This window comes from Pokkaliibacter sp. MBI-7 (genome assembly GCF_029846635.1).
In the GTDB taxonomy this organism is placed as follows: domain Bacteria; phylum Pseudomonadota; class Gammaproteobacteria; order Pseudomonadales; family Balneatricaceae; genus Pokkaliibacter.
Genome location: NZ_JARVTG010000001.1, coordinates 443,899 through 459,076, shown reverse-complemented (window position 1 = coordinate 459,076; position 15,178 = coordinate 443,899). Strand labels below are relative to the sequence as shown.

The following is a 15,178-nucleotide window of genomic DNA, read 5'->3' as shown; positions in this document are numbered from 1 at the left end:
AGTGTCAGCGCTTTGCAGTTGGTAAGTGGTGGCGCTGGAAAAGTAAAGCGAAGGCACAGAGTAGAGCCATGCCCCTAGCGCCGCAAGATAAAGTACGGCAGCGGTATCACTGCAGCCAGCGACAGACTGTTGTGTGATTGAGCAACGCGGGAACCCTGCCTGTTTTCTGTACACCCAACAGGGTAGCGAAAATGTTATCGGCGCAGCGGGAGCAGACGGGTTCAGTTGCACGGTGGCCGGCAGATGATAAAAGGAGAAAGCCATGCGTGTCGGGAGCGGTAGTATTCAGGTACAGATAACCTTGACGGATGGGCCAGAGCCGCAGGCCAGCCTCGCTCCGCCGACACCGTCGCGGGGGCAGGGGGTGAGCTTTGGTACGACGAAAAACACGGCGACATCCTCATCTTCATCATCCACGGCTGCCAGCTGTAACCAGCCAAGCCTGCCCGACAGTGATCTGACGGCATCGTCGCTGTTCAGCGCCATCGCGGCACTGTTCAATGGCCACACCAGCAGCCCCCAGACGGTCAATCAGCAAAACCCAGTCGGTCCTCAACCGGGCGTGACGGACCCTGCTGCGCCAGCGGCTACTGCTCCGGCAGCAGCTCCCACTGCAGCGCCATCTCCGACGGCGGCCGTTACCGACAGTAAGACGGATCCGGCAGTCCTTGCCAGTATCGACAACTCCCGTTTCAGCAGCCCTGAACAGCTGAAAAAGTGGGACAGTATGGTCAGCCATTTGCCACCCGAACAGCGTGAAGCGGCCGCGAAGGAGCTGAACCGACCCTATGCAGCCGCGCGGATGGCGGCGGGCAAAGGCAAGGAGGCCGAAGAGGGGATGGCCTATCTGATGGCCAACCCGGCGCTGGCGACGGCCATTGATACCGGCGGAAAGGACGGTAAAGCCGATGGCAAAATCACCAAAAAGGATCTGAAGTCCTTCGCCAAAATCATGGACAAGCAGCTCAAAGGTGCTGATGAGATGATGAAGGACTATATGAAGGCTCATCCTGATGCTGACCCTCAGAGCCTGAGTATGGTGCGCTCTGCTGCCATGATGTATGCCAACGACGCGGTGCTGCGTGGTGCCGCTGATTACAAAAAGGTCGGCGCGAACAATCAGCAGGATACCCATTACAGCGCCACGGCTGATTTCGAGGCGCTGGCTAACCCGGCCAATAACCCTGATCTGTCACCCCAGCTGGCGGAGGCCGCCAGGCTCTGGTCCAAGCCCGGTATGCTCAGCATTCTCGAAGATGCCGGGCTGAAAGGTAAGGATGTCGCGCGTCACGGTGGCGACGGGCTGGTAGCGAAAGGGGACTTCAAGGCCTTTGTGGAAAAGCTGGCACCGAAAAATGGCGCTGAGTTTTCCGACTTTATGGCCTACGCGGCGATGCTCAATGCCGCCGCCAAGGTGGACATCAGCAAGCTCGACGGTGATGTGTTCGAGCATCCCGATCAGTACAGCGGTGCCGCCAAGGCGGCAGTACTGATGAAGCTACAGAAAACCCAGCAGTACGTGGTGGCAGGGCGGGATATTCGTGATACTGACGAAACCGAAAAAGACATGCAGGCCAAAATCGATCAGTTGCAAAGCGATGCCGATGTGCAGCGCTTTATGGAGACGCAGGTCAAGGCCAACAAGCAGGAGATCATCAACTCCTCACCTGAACTGGCCCGTAACGTCGGCCAGTATATGCAGAGCGATGTGCTGACCGGTAACTCGCTGCGCAAGAGTCTGGATCAACTGGGCGCTAATCCCTCGGCAGGCCAGGTCAGTAATGCGCTGGAGGACTTCCGTGGTGAGGTCCAGCAGTATCAGGATCTGACCGGCAAAACGCTCGACGTTGCAGATATTGTGGCCTCCCGCCCTGATCTGGCTCGTACCCTGCAGCAGGCAGACAAGAGTGTGATGGACGGCAGTGCGCTGACTGAGCAGCTCAAACAAAAAGGCGCAACCACCGAGAGCGCTTTGGACGGATACTGGAGTAGCGTGGCCTTTATTGATGATGCGCTGTCGAAGTCACCCGGTGGCGGTGGGCGCATGCCGAGCGCGGAGACGGTGACCAATGCCCTGCGCAGTGCCGGTGTCGACACCTCTAAACTGGCGGCAATCAAGGATGCGACATTGCAGGCGCTGCTGAAAAAGGGTGATAACCCTATGCTGGATTTGCTTGATCACTCCCGCAGCGGTGGCAACCGCCTGCTGAATGAGGTGAAAGAGAAAGCCATTAAGACCGCCGCCAAGCAGGCGGCAAAACAAGGGGCCAAGTTTGCCACTCAGCTGGTGGCCAATATTGCCGGACGCGCCATTGGTCAGGCTGCTGGTATGGCCGTTGCCTCTACCATCAGTGCCGCTGCAGGCCCCATCGGCTGGGCAGCAGGTGCTGCCGTGAGTCTGGGGTTCGGTATTGCCGAGCTGGTGGACTTCTTCAAGGGCAAAGCCAAGAAGCGCCGCGAACGCCGGGATTTCGACCGTACCGTATCACCGACGCTGGATCAGTTTGGTATTGCCAAACCTAAGTAAGGGGTATTGCCAAAACCGAAATCAGCGGCAGGATGCGCTGGGGGGGGAATGCAGAGGTGAGAGCCCCCAAAGCGTTTAACACAAAAAGCCCGGAGAACCGGGCTTTTTGTTGTCATACAGCTCAGGGAAACCTTACTGGGTGATCCACTTGGCTTCGAGTTTGGCAAACTCGCCTTTGTCCTGCATCTTGAATACCCACAGATCGACCCAGTTATCAAAGGCAAAATCGTCACGGGGCATCATGTAGCCAAAGTCATCCCTGGTGTAGGTGTTGGTCGGATCGACCGCATACAGCTCAGGATGATGGCGGGCAGAAATGACGGCTTCAACGTTATCGGTAAACATCACATCGGCATTGTTGGCGATCAGCTCACCGGGGATGTCCAGGTTTTTGGGAACAGTGATGATCTGTGCCTGCTTGATGTTGGCCAGCACAAACTTTTCGTTGGTACCACCTGGGTTTACGGCAATCCGCACGCCGGGCTGGTCGATGTCAGCCAGTGACTTGAAGCGGTCTTTGTCAGCCAGACGAATCAGGGGGGATTTGCCGGTCTTGATATAGGGCAGGCTGAGGTTAACCTTCTTCTGGCGAGTCAGGTTACGGGTAATACCGCCCATGGCGATGTCGTATTTGTCACTGGTGATACCGTCCACCAGCTCCTTCCAGGTGGTAGCCACAAAGCGCACTTCCACTCCAAGATCCTCACCCAGTTTCATCGCAGCATCGATGTCATAGCCTTCGTATTTGCCGGTCTCGGGGTTGAGGTAGGTGAAGGGTTTGAAGTCACCGGTGGTACCCACCAGGATGTAGCCGCGCTCGATGATGGTATCCAGACGCGAGTCGGCAGCCTGAGTTTGCAGGGCAGTCAGGGCCAGCAGGGCAAACAGGGCATAGCTGAAGAAATGTTGCAGTCGTTTCATACGTAAAGGTCTCACAGGTTGGAGAGGTAAGAGCGTGTTCACGTCCTGCTGCACGTCGGCCATAGGGCGTGGTCTTCGGAAGGCGTATTCAGGCTGGCTGAGCTCCGCTTCCTCAGTGCCTTTCGCCTTGTAGGGTTCTGGCGTGCGAGATCGTGAATAGGTTCTGAGAGTACATCCAGGCTCACAGGTGGCATTCATCCGGGGGGCGCATTGGCCAGCTGCTCTGGCTCTGGTTTGCGCCGGGTCTGTGTCCTGGCAGGGATAGTTATTCAATTAACGCGCCATTCTGCCATCTGGATGTAGTTATCTTTTGTCTTTAACGATCATGATTGAAAGATGTTTTCTTATTTTTAAATTTTTAGTTAAAAAGTTTTCTTCATAGGCGGGATAGATTGTTCAACATCGCAGCCGTTTTCGGAAAGATAATTTCTTTTACACAAAACCCTGATGACGTCAGGACGGCTGCTGGATGTGACCCTGAAGCCGCGGGGCTGTGAGTAATGGATGTGCATCAGCTGGTGAAAAGGTAACAAGGTGGGGCAAAGGAAACACGATACGCAGGGCTGAGGTGCAGGTAGCAACCTTGGGCGGGGAAAGGATTCGGTGGTCAATCAGAGCGGAAGGGAATGCAGCGCGAGGCACTAGACAGTGCGCGGGGGAACCCGGACGTTCCCTGTCCGGGCAAAGGTTCTCAGTGTTCAGTCAACTGCCAGCAATCAGGCCGTTTCAGTCACACCCTGAGCCTTGGCTTCACGAGTGAAGCTGTAGTGCATGTGCTCTTCCTTCAGCCCTTTCAGCAAGCCGAACATCATGATGATCATGACGAAGGAGAACGGGAATGACGCGGTGATTGCCGAGGTCTGAATGGCTGACAGACCGCCACTCAGCAGCAGCACGGCGGCTGCACCGCCCATCAGTGCACCCCAGATAACGCGCTGGGAAGTGGGTGGGTTTTCATGGCCATCGGCCAGAATGGTGGTTACCACCAGCGTGCCTGAGTCGGCAGAGGTGATGAAGTAAGTGGCGATCAGCAGGGTAGATATGACGGCGGCTATTGAGCCGATCACACCGCCATCGACCTGTGCAAGGGTGGCGTACAGTGCTGAGGCAACGTCTTTGTTCACCGCATCGATGATGCCCGCCTGACCCACAGCAGCGACGGTTTCACCCGCAGCATTAACCACGGTGTGGAACAGCTCCAGATAGATCGCGGTGCCACCAAACAGGGTCAGCCACAGAGTGCCCAGCAGAGTGGGGACCAGCAGTACGCCGATAACGAATTCACGGACGGTGCGGCCACGAGAGATACGAGCGATAAACATCCCTACGAAAGGAGCCCATGAGACCCACCATGCCCAGTAGAACACGGTCCAGCTGTTCTGCCAGGTGCTGTTGCTGAAGGAGTCGGTCCAGAACGACAGCGGGATTACGTTGGCCAGATAGTCACTGCTGGCTTGCAGCCAGGTGGACAGCAGGAAGCGGGTGGGGCCCCAGATGATCAGGAACGCCATGACCACAACGGTCAGCCACATGTTGAATACCGACAGCCACTTCACGCCACGGCCCACGCCGGAAACTACCGACAGGGTGGCAATGGCAGAAATAACGACGATCAGGATCAGCTTGTTGGTCAGGTTCACTTCAATGCCAAGAATGTGGTTCAGACCGGCATTCATCTGCGTGACGCCAAGGCCCAGTGACGTGGCAACCCCGAACACCGTGGCAAATACCGCCAGTACGTCAACCGCGTGACCCCAGAAACCGTTGGTCTGTTTGCCCAGGATGGGCGACAGGCAGGAGCGGATAGTCAGCGGCATATTGCGACGGAAGCCGAAGAAGGCCAGTGCCAGACCGGTCAGGCAGTAGATCGCCCAGGGGTGCAGACCCCAGTGGAAGAAAGTGATACGCAGGGCAGTGGTGGCTGCTTCTGGCGTCATGCCGGTGGTGATGAACGGGTTGCTCTGGAAGTGGTAGATCGGCTCGGCGATAGACCAGAACACCAGACCGATCCCCATACCTGCTGAGAACAGCATGGAAAACCAGGTGGCGTAGGAGTATTCGGGCCGCTCATGATCCTGACCCAGACGGATATGCCCATAGCGGCTGATGGCCAGCCATACGCAGTAGAACAGACAGGCGCCAACCAGGGCGATGAAGTACCACTTGAAGTTCTGCAGGATCCAGCCTGACAAAGCGCCAGCGGCAGACGATGTTTGTTCTGGCCAGATCACGCCCAGCAGAACAAACAAGGCCACAACAAGGGTGGAGAACAGGGTAACGGAGCGATTCATGGCTCCAGGTGGTGCTGCAATGCTCATGGGTTTTCTCTTCCGCTATATAAGTATCGTTATAAGAGTGCCAATGACGCAGAGCCTGAAGACGCGCTATCTGTAGCCACTGCGTTGTCGGCGCGGTGGCACGGATAAATAAAACCGGCTTCATGCTCTCTGAACGTATGCACGTTCTGCGGTGCTTCACCCTGTCGGGTTCGCGTGCAGCACTGTGAATACCTTCTCAGGCTGTTGTGTCGACAGCCCTTTGAACCTGTGGTGCAGGGGTCATTGGCCTTGCTGCGGTCGGGTGATGGCGTTCCCCGAATTGCCTGGCAGGTCAGTTGTCGGCTGACCTCAGCGCGGTATCACGATCTGTTGTCCATGGACCTATGGCATTGGCCCCGGCTGATGGGAAAGTGAACAGCGCATGGCAGCGCGCAGACCGCAGTCAGAGTGCCTTATCAGTCACTTTGAACAGGCGGCTCACGTTCTGCTAATGCCCGGCAAAGACCACAGCAGTCTGATTAGATACCGTGAAGTTCATCAGCATCGACTATCAAAAACGACATCAAATTAGCTGGGACAGTCAGCCATGCTGAAACCGACATTTGCCCTTGGGCAAATGTCGGTATGAGGAAAATCAGAAATAAAACTTCACCTGAAAAATTGCGGAGCCAGAGGCAAAGCGTCGGGGCAGGATGCGACCTGTACCCAGCTAAAGGCGACCTTGCCGCTGCCAGCGTGAGGCGAAAACCTTGCGTCGCAGGGGGATCGTGCATAGATTCAAAATCATTCGATTTAATGTCGGTCAGGGCTATGGTGCTGCCCCGACCGCCTAATCTGATGAACAGGAGTACAGGCCAATGATGATCGCAGACTTGATTGACCAGGATGACTTCCGCTCCCTGCTGAAAGGGCTGGGCATTCCCGTCGGTACCCATTCTGATGTCATGAGCTGTTGCCAGCAGGCACTGGAATGGCAGCAGCGCAGCGGAGGCTCCAGTCTGAAGGCGCTGGTCAAAACCCTGCTGGACAAGCGCGATTCGCTGCATCCTGAAGTATGTCAGGCCGTTGAGCGTATTCTGGTGCCGGGGCTGGGCGGGGTGTAAAAGCAGACAACACCTGCAGTACAAACGAACAGGGCGCTAAATTGCGCCCTGTCGTTTTTTCCTATCTTGATGAGGAGAGCCTCACGCCAGATCAAAGCGATCCAGATTCATTACCTTGGTCCAGGCGGCAACGAAGTCGCTGACGAACTTGGCTTTGGCATCGGCGGTTGCATAGACCTCCGCCAGTGAGCGCAGGATGGAGTTGGAGCCAAACAGCAGGTCGACCCGGCTGCCGGTCCATTTCAGTGTGCCTGCCTTGCGGTCATGCCCTTCAAACGCGGTTTCGTCTTTGGCAGTGGCTTTCCACACTGTGCCCATATCCAGCAGATTGACGAAGAAGTCATTGGTGAGCTGGCCGGGTGTGGCGGTGAATACGCCTTGCTGGTTGCCGCCATGATTGGCGCCCAGCACGCGCAGGCCACCGATCAGCACGGTCATTTCCGGTGCGGTCAGGGTCAGCAGCTGGGCGCGATCTACCAGCAGTTCTTCTGCTGACACCGGGAACGGCATCTGCTGGTAATTGCGGAAACCATCCGCCAGTGGTTGCAGCGGCGCAAAGGAGTCGACATCGGTCAGGTCCTGCGTGGTGTCCATGCGGCCAGCGGCGAAGGGCACCGTCACCATCATACCAGCATCCTGCGCGGCTTTTTCCACACCAGCACCGCCCGCCAGCACAATCAGATCGGCCAGGGAGATTTTCTTGCCGCCGCTGGCGCCTGCGTTGAAGTCGCTCTGAATCCCTTCCAGTGTCTGCAGCACCTTGCCCAGTTGGGCTGGCTGATTGACTGCCCAGTCCTTCTGCGGTGCCAGACGGATACGGGCACCATTGGCACCACCGCGCTTGTCTGAGCCACGGAAGGTCGAGGCGGATGCCCAGGCGGTGGAGACCAGCTCGGCCACCGTCAGGCCGGATGCCAGCACCCTGGCCTTGAGGCCCGCGATGTCGGCATCGTCCACCAGTGGGTGATCCACCGGCGGGATCGGGTCTTGCCAGATCAGCTGCTCGGCAGGCACTTCCGGGCCAAGGTAACGCACACGCGGGCCCATATCGCGATGGGTGAGCTTGAACCAGGCACGGGCGAAGGCATCGGCAAACTGCTCAGGATGTTCGTGGAAACGGCGGGAGATTTTCTCGTAGTCAGGGTCGAAACGCAGTGACAGGTCGGTGGTCAGCATGGTCGGTACACGGCGTTTACTTGGGTCATGGGCGTCGGGAATTTCCCCGGCACCGGCGCCGCCTTTAGGCTGCCACTGGTGCGCACCGGCCGGGCTTTTGGTCAGCTCCCACTCATAACCAAACAGGTTCTGGAAGAAGTAGTTGCTCCACTGCGTTGGCGTTTGCGTCCAGATCACTTCCAGACCACTGCCGATGGCATCACCGGCCATGCCGCTGCCGTACTGGCTGCGCCAGCCCAGCCCTTGTTCTGCCAGGGGGGCGGCTTCCGGCTCGGGGCCGACCAGTGCTGCATCGCCCGCGCCGTGGGTTTTGCCAAAAGTGTGCCCACCAGCAATCAGGGCGACGGTTTCTTCGTCATCCATGGCCATACGGGCAAAGGTTTCACGAATATCGATAGCGGCCTTAAGCGGGTCGGGGTTGCCATTGGGGCCTTCGGGGTTGACGTAAATCAGGCCCATCTGCACGGCTGCCAGCGGGTTTTCCAGATCGCGTTCACCGCTGTAGCGCTGGTCATCCAGCCAGGTGGTTTCAGCACCCCAGTAAATGTCTTTTTCAGGCTCCCAGACATCGGCACGACCGCCACCAAAGCCAAAGGTTTTGAAGCCCATGGACTCCAGCGCGACGTTGCCCGCGAGGATCATCAGGTCGGCCCACGACAGTTTGCGGCCGTATTTCTGTTTGATCGGCCACAGCAGGCGGCGGGCCTTGTCGAGGTTGACGTTATCCGGCCAGCTGTTGAGCGGGGCAAAGCGCTGGGTGCCGCTGCCGGCACCGCCACGGCCATCGCCGATACGGTAGGTACCGGCACTGTGCCAGGCCATACGGATAAACAGCGGACCGTAATGGCCGAAGTCGGCAGGCCACCAGTCCTGCGAGTCGGTCATCAGGGCGTGAAGATCCTGTTTGACGGCATTCAGGTCGAGAGTTTTGAACTCTTCTGCGTAGTTGAAATCCGGCCCCATGGGGTTGGACAGCGAGGATTGCTGATGGAGAACGTCTAGCCGCAATTGATTGGGCCACCAGTCACGGTTCGAAGTGCCGCCACCCGCACTGTGGTGAAACGGACATTTATTCTCGGACATTGTTATGTACTCCTTTCGTGCTCAAGGCAGAGGACTACCGGCACCCTTAGGTATAGTTCTGTCGATGCTTTTTTGACCAATATACTGAGTGCATCACCCTGATAGCTTTTGACTGTTGGATAGCTTTTTGCCTGTCGAATAGCTTTTGCCTGTTGCAACGTGCGCCCGGGCAGAGGCTCGCCGGTCAAAACCAGTCTGGGTCGCGGTTGTCCTTATTGGTTGGCTGGACGTAAAGCAATGGCGCGAGCGCTTTTTGCTGTCACTGGGCGGCCGTGTAACCATCACTCAGGGTGCCAAGGAAGGCCACTACATCCTTGATCTGCTCGTCGTTGAGGGCCGGGTGGTCACCGGGATGACGATCCAGCGGTGCATCGCTGACATCGACATTGTTGACATACTGCCGGGGCAGGTCGTCATAGATGATCGCCTTGCCATCCGCGCCCGTGGCATAGAACTGGCTGGGATGCAGGTCACGGTTGACGTACCAGTTCAGCACCTGTTCGAGGGTGTGGAATACGCCGTTATGGAAGAACACCCGGCGAGTGGCGCTGTTACGCAGACTGGGCGTGAGGAACATGCCGCAGTACTGGGTCTGCTGTTGCAGGTCGGCGCGGAACGGGCCACACAGCCCCAGATCATGGAAGGCCGGGTTGGCATTGGCCGGAATGGCGGCATTGCGCGGCACGCCCAGCGCTTCGTACTGAAAGTCAGTCAACAGCGGCGGCAGGCCATCCTTGCCGGGCTTATCCAGATGACAGGCGGCGCAGTTGCCCTGCTTCGGATCATTGAACGCCAGATAGCCGCGAATCTGCGCGGGCGTCATCCGGGCATTGCCCTGCAGCCAGGCATCGTACTGGCTGGTAAACGCATGAAAGCTCGGGTCTTCGGTCTGATAGCGTGCCAGCGCAAACATCGCTTCCGCCACGGTCTGCTGCGGATTGTCGAAGATATGCGCGCCGAACAGCGCGCGGAAACGATCAGCATAGCTGGCCTGCTGCAGTGCCCGGGCGACGGTAGCGGGTGACTGGGCAGCCATTTCCACCGGATTGAACAGCGGCCCGCTGGCCTGCTGTTGCAGGGTATCGACCCGTCCATCCCAGAACAGACCGCCCATCGGCACCAGATTGCTGGCGGACAGGGCGGTACTGTCGGCACTTTTCACCGCGCGGTCACTGGTCGTGGCCTGTTCTGCCTGCTGCTGCAGGGTCATCACCTGATCGTCATCCCCTTCCAGATCCGGGCCGATACTGAACAGTGGCTGGCGATACAGGTAAGCCAGCGAGGGGACGGCCCGAAAGCCGCGTTGTTGCATCGCTATACCGCCTTTGACCACGGCATCGTCAGTGGCCGGGCCATAAGCATGAGCAGGGCTGTGGCAGCTGGCACACGACAGCTGACCGGAGCCGGACAAGCTGGGGTCAAAGAACAGCTGCTTGCCCAGCTGTGCCATGGCCGACAGCGGCTGCGCAGCAGGCAGCGTCAGATGCTGCGGAAAGGGGTTATCGCCCTGCGTCAGCACATAGGCCTGCCGGGGCGATTGCCACCAGAGCGACCAGGGCACCGGGCTGGTCGTCACCATCACCAGCGCGAAAACCACGATGATCATAACGGCCATGAACGCTGTGAGCAGTTGCTGGCGGCGCCGGTAAAAGCCTGACTGGGCGGTGAAGGGCAGCATGACGAAGGTTCCGAATCTCACAATAACGAAAGGCCAGCCCCGCTGAGGGCTGGCCGATGTGCTCTGGGCCGCTGGGCGATCAGAGGGTGTGCGGGGTGACGGGCGCCTTGTTCATCGCGACCGGCGCATTGGCGGGGGTGCCATAGTAAGGGTCAAGGAACAGCGGCGTACCGTCAGCATGTTTGAAATCAAACAGATCCATGATGCTGCCAGCGCTGGCATCGAAGGAGCCGCCACCGATACGTTCACCTTTCAGCCAGTTGTCTTCGATAAAGCGCACGATGGAGGCCTGAGAAATGGCGGTGTGGCTGACGAAGTTGTGCTTGGCGTAGGGCGAAATCACCAGAAACGGAATGCGCGTGCCGGGGCCGCAGCGGCCATTGACCGGCTTGCCTTTCAAGCCTGCCGGGGCATCACCGCTACCGCAGACACCCGCGCCGTTGAGCTGATCGGCTTCTTTGTCGTAGGAGGCGTGGGTGGTGTCGGCATAGGCGTGGTCATACCAGCCATCAGAGTCATCCCAGGCCACGATCACAGCGGTGTTTTTCCAGTCAGCCTGCTGCTGCAGGAAGTTGATGACCTGTGTGGTGAACTGCTGTTCATCGAGCGGATCGGAATAGCCCGCATGGCCATCTTCAAACGCAGGCGCCTTAAGGAAGGAAACCGCCGGGTAGTTACCGGCTTTAATCGCCTGATAGAAGGCGTTGATGTCGTACTCGTGGTTAGCCGGTTCCCGGCTTTTGCCGTCCATTGTGGTGGAATAACCGATGGCCGCGACCGCTGACGGATGGGCGTGGCTGGGGTTGGAGGTGGACTGGTAATACTGGAACCAGGCGTGGTGCGGGATGTAATCGGTTACGGTGCTGTTGACCACGGTGGAATAGGTACTGCGCTGGCAGCCCTTACTGCCGTTGGCATTAACCTGATCCAGATCGAAGCCACCCATAAAGCTGCCCCAGGAAATAGTGCGGGCGTTAAGCAGGTCACCGATGTTTTTACCGGTCATCCATACCTGATCGGTGGCTTTGGAGCAGACGTCCGTGGCGGGGTCGACGTCATTGATCATGGTGTAGCCGCCCTGACCGTCATCGACGTAGTAGGAATGCTTGGAGCTTTGCACGATCTGCATGCCGTCGGTCTGGCCGGAGACCGCTTCCAGCGCGCCGGGGGTAGAGGGGCCGAAGGTGTCGGTGTAGGCGTTATCACTCATGGCAAAGCGCTGAGCGTAATTCCACAGGGAGGTGACGGTGTTGCCATCAAAGTAGCCCATCACCTGACCACGGGTGCCGAAGGCACCGACGCTGCCATTGCTGCCGCGTCCGGTAAATTTGGGGAACAGGTCAGCCTTGCCTGCATTGTAGGCCTGCTGTTCTGCGGTGTAGGCGTGATTCTGATCAGCGGTGTTGGCCTGTGTGCGATCGAGGCGGAAAGGGTCAGCGGCGTCAGCGCCATTGTCTTTGTTGCTGAGGTTGGGGTTGTTCTGCAGCACGCCGGCGGTGGCCAGATTGTTCACCCTGGGCGTATTGGCGGCAGCTTTGAACGGCGGTTCACCGGCCGGGTTGGTGGCCTCGGGGTAGGTGCCAAAGTAGTGATCGAAGGAGACGTTCTCGTTATAGATCACCACCACATGCTTGATCGGCGTCGCTGTGCTGATGCTGTCAGCAGTGGGGTGGCGGGTGCTGGCGGCGAAGCTGCTGCTGGCCAGTGTGGCAGAGGCAATCGCCAGAGCGATGGCAGAGGGACGGAACATGATCGGCTTCCTCACGGTTAAGGAGGTTTGGGTCTTATTAGGCGGCGGTTTCAGGACCGCTCTGGGTTAAGCGAGGCGATCATGGGAGAGAAAAATGACACTTCGGTGTCTGTTGAGTGTCAGCCGGAGGCATCAGGGCGGGATCATTTTTCTTTCCGCAAAAGCTGCGGATTTCTGATGAATTGATGACGGTTTTGTCGACAAGGGTGCACAAGGTGTACGTGAAGGGGAGGAAGGTGCGGGGTATCCATACCATTAACAAAGTCGATCATAGCAATATTGAGCTGCAGTAAAGTTAATCAGGGTACGGAGGTGTCATTATGGAAGGTCAGGAGCATGAAGAAGCGTTATCTGTCTTTGAGAGCTTGAAAGATGGGTACGGCAGTCTGATTGGCTACATGGTGTACAGCATTCAACAACAAAAACTTGGTGAGAATGATGTTGCCAAGATTGAACACTATGGAAAAGAGATCTTTCGCCTAGAGAGGCTGAGACAATCGGTAGATTGGCACCAGGTGGAGCAAAACAAACTCGCACTTGAAGAAGTATCACCGAAGGTGAAAGAAGCTTTCGAGCTAGTCAAAAAAGGCCTTGCTGCACAGGTCTGATAGATTCGTCCACGCGAATCTCCCCATCTGGGCAGCGAGGCTGACTATATTGAATTCTATAATCTAAAGAAAAGGCTTTTACCCTTGGTATTCAAAGCAAAAATTCACTACTGGCCTTCTTTTTAAACAGCAGATAACACTGCGGTTATTTGTGAGAAATTCAGAAAAAAGCGGGTCACATAAAACATGAATAAACCACCAAAACAAACAGGGCGCCATTAAGGCGCCCTGTTTGTTTTAACTAAACAGCAGATTAGCTTTCCAGATCGACGTTGCTCAGACGGCGATACTTCTCGGGTACTTCCTTGCCCATGTTGTCCAGCACGCGCTCGCAGTACCAGTCAACAAAGTTGATAACACCGAACTCATAGGTCTTGGAGTAGGGGCCGGGCTCGTAAGCTCTGGAGTTGATGCCCTGCTGGTTTTCTTCTGCCAGTACACGGTCCTGATCGTTGGTGGCATCCCACACTTTACGCAGGTTTTCCGGATCGTAATCGACACCTTCAATGGCATCCTTGTGCACCAGCCACTTGGTGGTAACCAGTGTTTCCTGTGGGCCCAGTGGCAGCACGCGGAAGGTGATCAGGTGGTCACCCATGCAGTGGTTCCAGGAGTTGGGCAGGTGCAGGATGCGCATGGATCCCAGGTCTGGGTTCTTGATGCGGCCCATCAGTTTGGTGCTGCCGGATTTGCCGTCCATGGTCATGGACACGGTGCCTTCAGCCAGTGGCATACGCACGATACGGTTGCGCAGACCGGCAGAAACGTGGTGATAGGGGATCTTTTCGTCTTCCCACTCGGCTTCTTTACGGGCGACGTGATCCTTGAAGGCCTGATCAGCACGGGGGTCGTTGGTGTCGTCCCATTCCAGCAGGGTACGCAGCAGTTCGGGGTGTGAGCCGTCGCAGTGGTAGCACTCGCGGTTGTTCTCGATAACCAGTTTCCAGTTGCACTTCTCGACGATATGAGTTTCCACCGCGACTTTGGTGTTTTCCATGTCGTAGGGTTCCAGATATTCATCCAGTGTTGCCAGGAAGGCATCAAACGCGGGTGGCTCGTCAGCCAGACAGATAAAGATAAAGCCGCCACCGGTACGAACGTGGACTTTCTTCAGAGCGAATTTGGCCATGTCGAAGCCGTCGCCCATTTCACTGCCTGCGTACAGCAGCTTGCCGTCAAGTTCGTAAGTCCATTTGTGGTAAGGGCAGACCAGTTTGGCAGTCTTGCCGCGGTGCTGGGTGCAGATACGTGAACCACGGTGGCGGCAGACGTTGTAGAAAGCTTCGACTTTGCCTTCGGCACCGCGCACGATCATGATCGGGTTGTCACCGATCTGGATGGTGAAGTAGTTGCCCTTTTTGGGGATCTCACTGACCACACCGGCCATGATCCACTCTTTGTAGAAGACCTCTTCCATGTCGTGCTTGAAGAAAGCCGGGCTGTTGTAGAAAGGCTGCGGCAGAGAGAGAAAACGGTCACGGGTCTGCAGTTGTTCGGCCATTTCCTCACGTGAGGAGGTCTGGTCGCAGACGTTATCCAGCAGCTTCATATCCGGGTTCATTTGGTTAATCCTCGTCGCCCATTGTGGGCATCAATGCATCTCTTCACGGTTCCAGACCTGAGCTGCTCCCCTGGCTTTGAGAGCCCTGTTCACGAGGATGTGCTCTGTGGGGGACGACCGGGTTGCGGCCTTGCGACGCGGTCGTTTCCACTATTCTCACGACACCGTCGCAGTTCATGACGCGGTTGTTACCACGCGTCTGGCGACAGGGTCATTTCCACTCTTTCGAGGTGGCGGTGTGGACGTGCTCTCATTGCAGCGGTCACAGTCTGTTGATCGCATTGTGCGTGAGCGCACTGGTGGTGAGTTAGCTATAAACGACATCGGATTCGATACTTTGCGACCAGCCCTGCCCACGCCTGCTGTGGAATTGGAGACGGTGGATAAATTCATGTCGTTATCAGCTAAATGCCGGAGCGAGGGTGCGACCACAATCGGCTCAACAACATGATGGTGACTGATCACCATAGCGATATGACTGTTCAACCTGTG

At 57.2% G+C, this 15,178-nt stretch carries 9 protein-coding genes; 3 read left to right on the top strand and 6 right to left on the bottom strand.

The window, feature by feature from the left end; all coding sequences use genetic code 11:
* The first annotated feature begins 262 nt into the window (after positions 1-262).
* Positions 263-2,527 carry a type III effector HrpK domain-containing protein gene (locus QCD60_RS02200; RefSeq protein WP_279781990.1) on the top strand — a complete coding sequence of 755 codons (2,265 nt, stop codon included), beginning with the start codon at positions 263-265 and terminating at the stop codon, positions 2,525-2,527.
* Between the two features lie 132 nt (positions 2,528-2,659).
* Here QCD60_RS02200 and QCD60_RS02195 read toward each other — a convergent pair whose 3' ends face one another.
* Together QCD60_RS02195 and QCD60_RS02190 are read right to left on the bottom strand one after the other, a co-directional pair.
* Positions 2,660-3,448, bottom strand: a complete 789-nt coding sequence (locus QCD60_RS02195; RefSeq protein ID WP_279781989.1) for a transporter substrate-binding domain-containing protein — start codon at positions 3,446-3,448, stop codon at positions 2,660-2,662.
* Between the two features lie 716 nt (positions 3,449-4,164).
* Positions 4,165-5,766 carry a BCCT family transporter gene (locus QCD60_RS02190; RefSeq protein WP_279781987.1) on the bottom strand — a complete coding sequence of 534 codons (1,602 nt, stop codon included), beginning with the start codon at positions 5,764-5,766 and terminating at the stop codon, positions 4,165-4,167.
* 818 nt (positions 5,767-6,584) lie between these two features.
* Between QCD60_RS02190 and QCD60_RS02185 the strand changes: the two genes are divergently transcribed.
* Positions 6,585-6,830, top strand: a complete 246-nt coding sequence (locus tag QCD60_RS02185; protein ID WP_104152557.1) for a hypothetical protein — start codon at positions 6,585-6,587, stop codon at positions 6,828-6,830.
* Between the two features lie 81 nt (positions 6,831-6,911).
* Here the strand turns inward: QCD60_RS02185 and katG are convergent, their stop codons facing one another.
* From katG to QCD60_RS02170, 3 genes are all read right to left on the bottom strand, one after another.
* On the bottom strand, positions 6,912-9,089 hold the full coding sequence (gene katG, locus QCD60_RS02180; RefSeq protein ID WP_279781984.1) for a catalase/peroxidase HPI: 2,178 nt from the start codon (positions 9,087-9,089) through the stop codon (positions 6,912-6,914).
* Between the two features lie 259 nt (positions 9,090-9,348).
* Positions 9,349-10,767, bottom strand: a complete 1,419-nt coding sequence (locus QCD60_RS02175) for a cytochrome c peroxidase (protein WP_279781982.1) — start codon at positions 10,765-10,767, stop codon at positions 9,349-9,351.
* Between the two features lie 79 nt (positions 10,768-10,846).
* Positions 10,847-12,517, bottom strand: a complete 1,671-nt coding sequence (locus tag QCD60_RS02170) for an alkaline phosphatase family protein (RefSeq protein ID WP_279781980.1) — start codon at positions 12,515-12,517, stop codon at positions 10,847-10,849.
* A 320-nt stretch (positions 12,518-12,837) separates the two neighbouring features.
* On the opposite strand from QCD60_RS02170, the gene QCD60_RS02165 reads away from it, so the two are divergent.
* On the top strand, positions 12,838-13,125 hold the full coding sequence (locus QCD60_RS02165) for a hypothetical protein (RefSeq protein ID WP_279781978.1): 288 nt from the start codon (positions 12,838-12,840) through the stop codon (positions 13,123-13,125).
* Between the two features lie 253 nt (positions 13,126-13,378).
* Here QCD60_RS02165 and QCD60_RS02160 read toward each other — a convergent pair whose 3' ends face one another.
* A complete protein-coding gene (locus QCD60_RS02160; RefSeq protein ID WP_279781976.1) occupies positions 13,379-14,686 on the bottom strand; it encodes an aromatic ring-hydroxylating dioxygenase subunit alpha in 1,308 nt (435 codons plus the stop codon).
* Positions 14,687-15,178 lie beyond the last annotated feature (492 nt).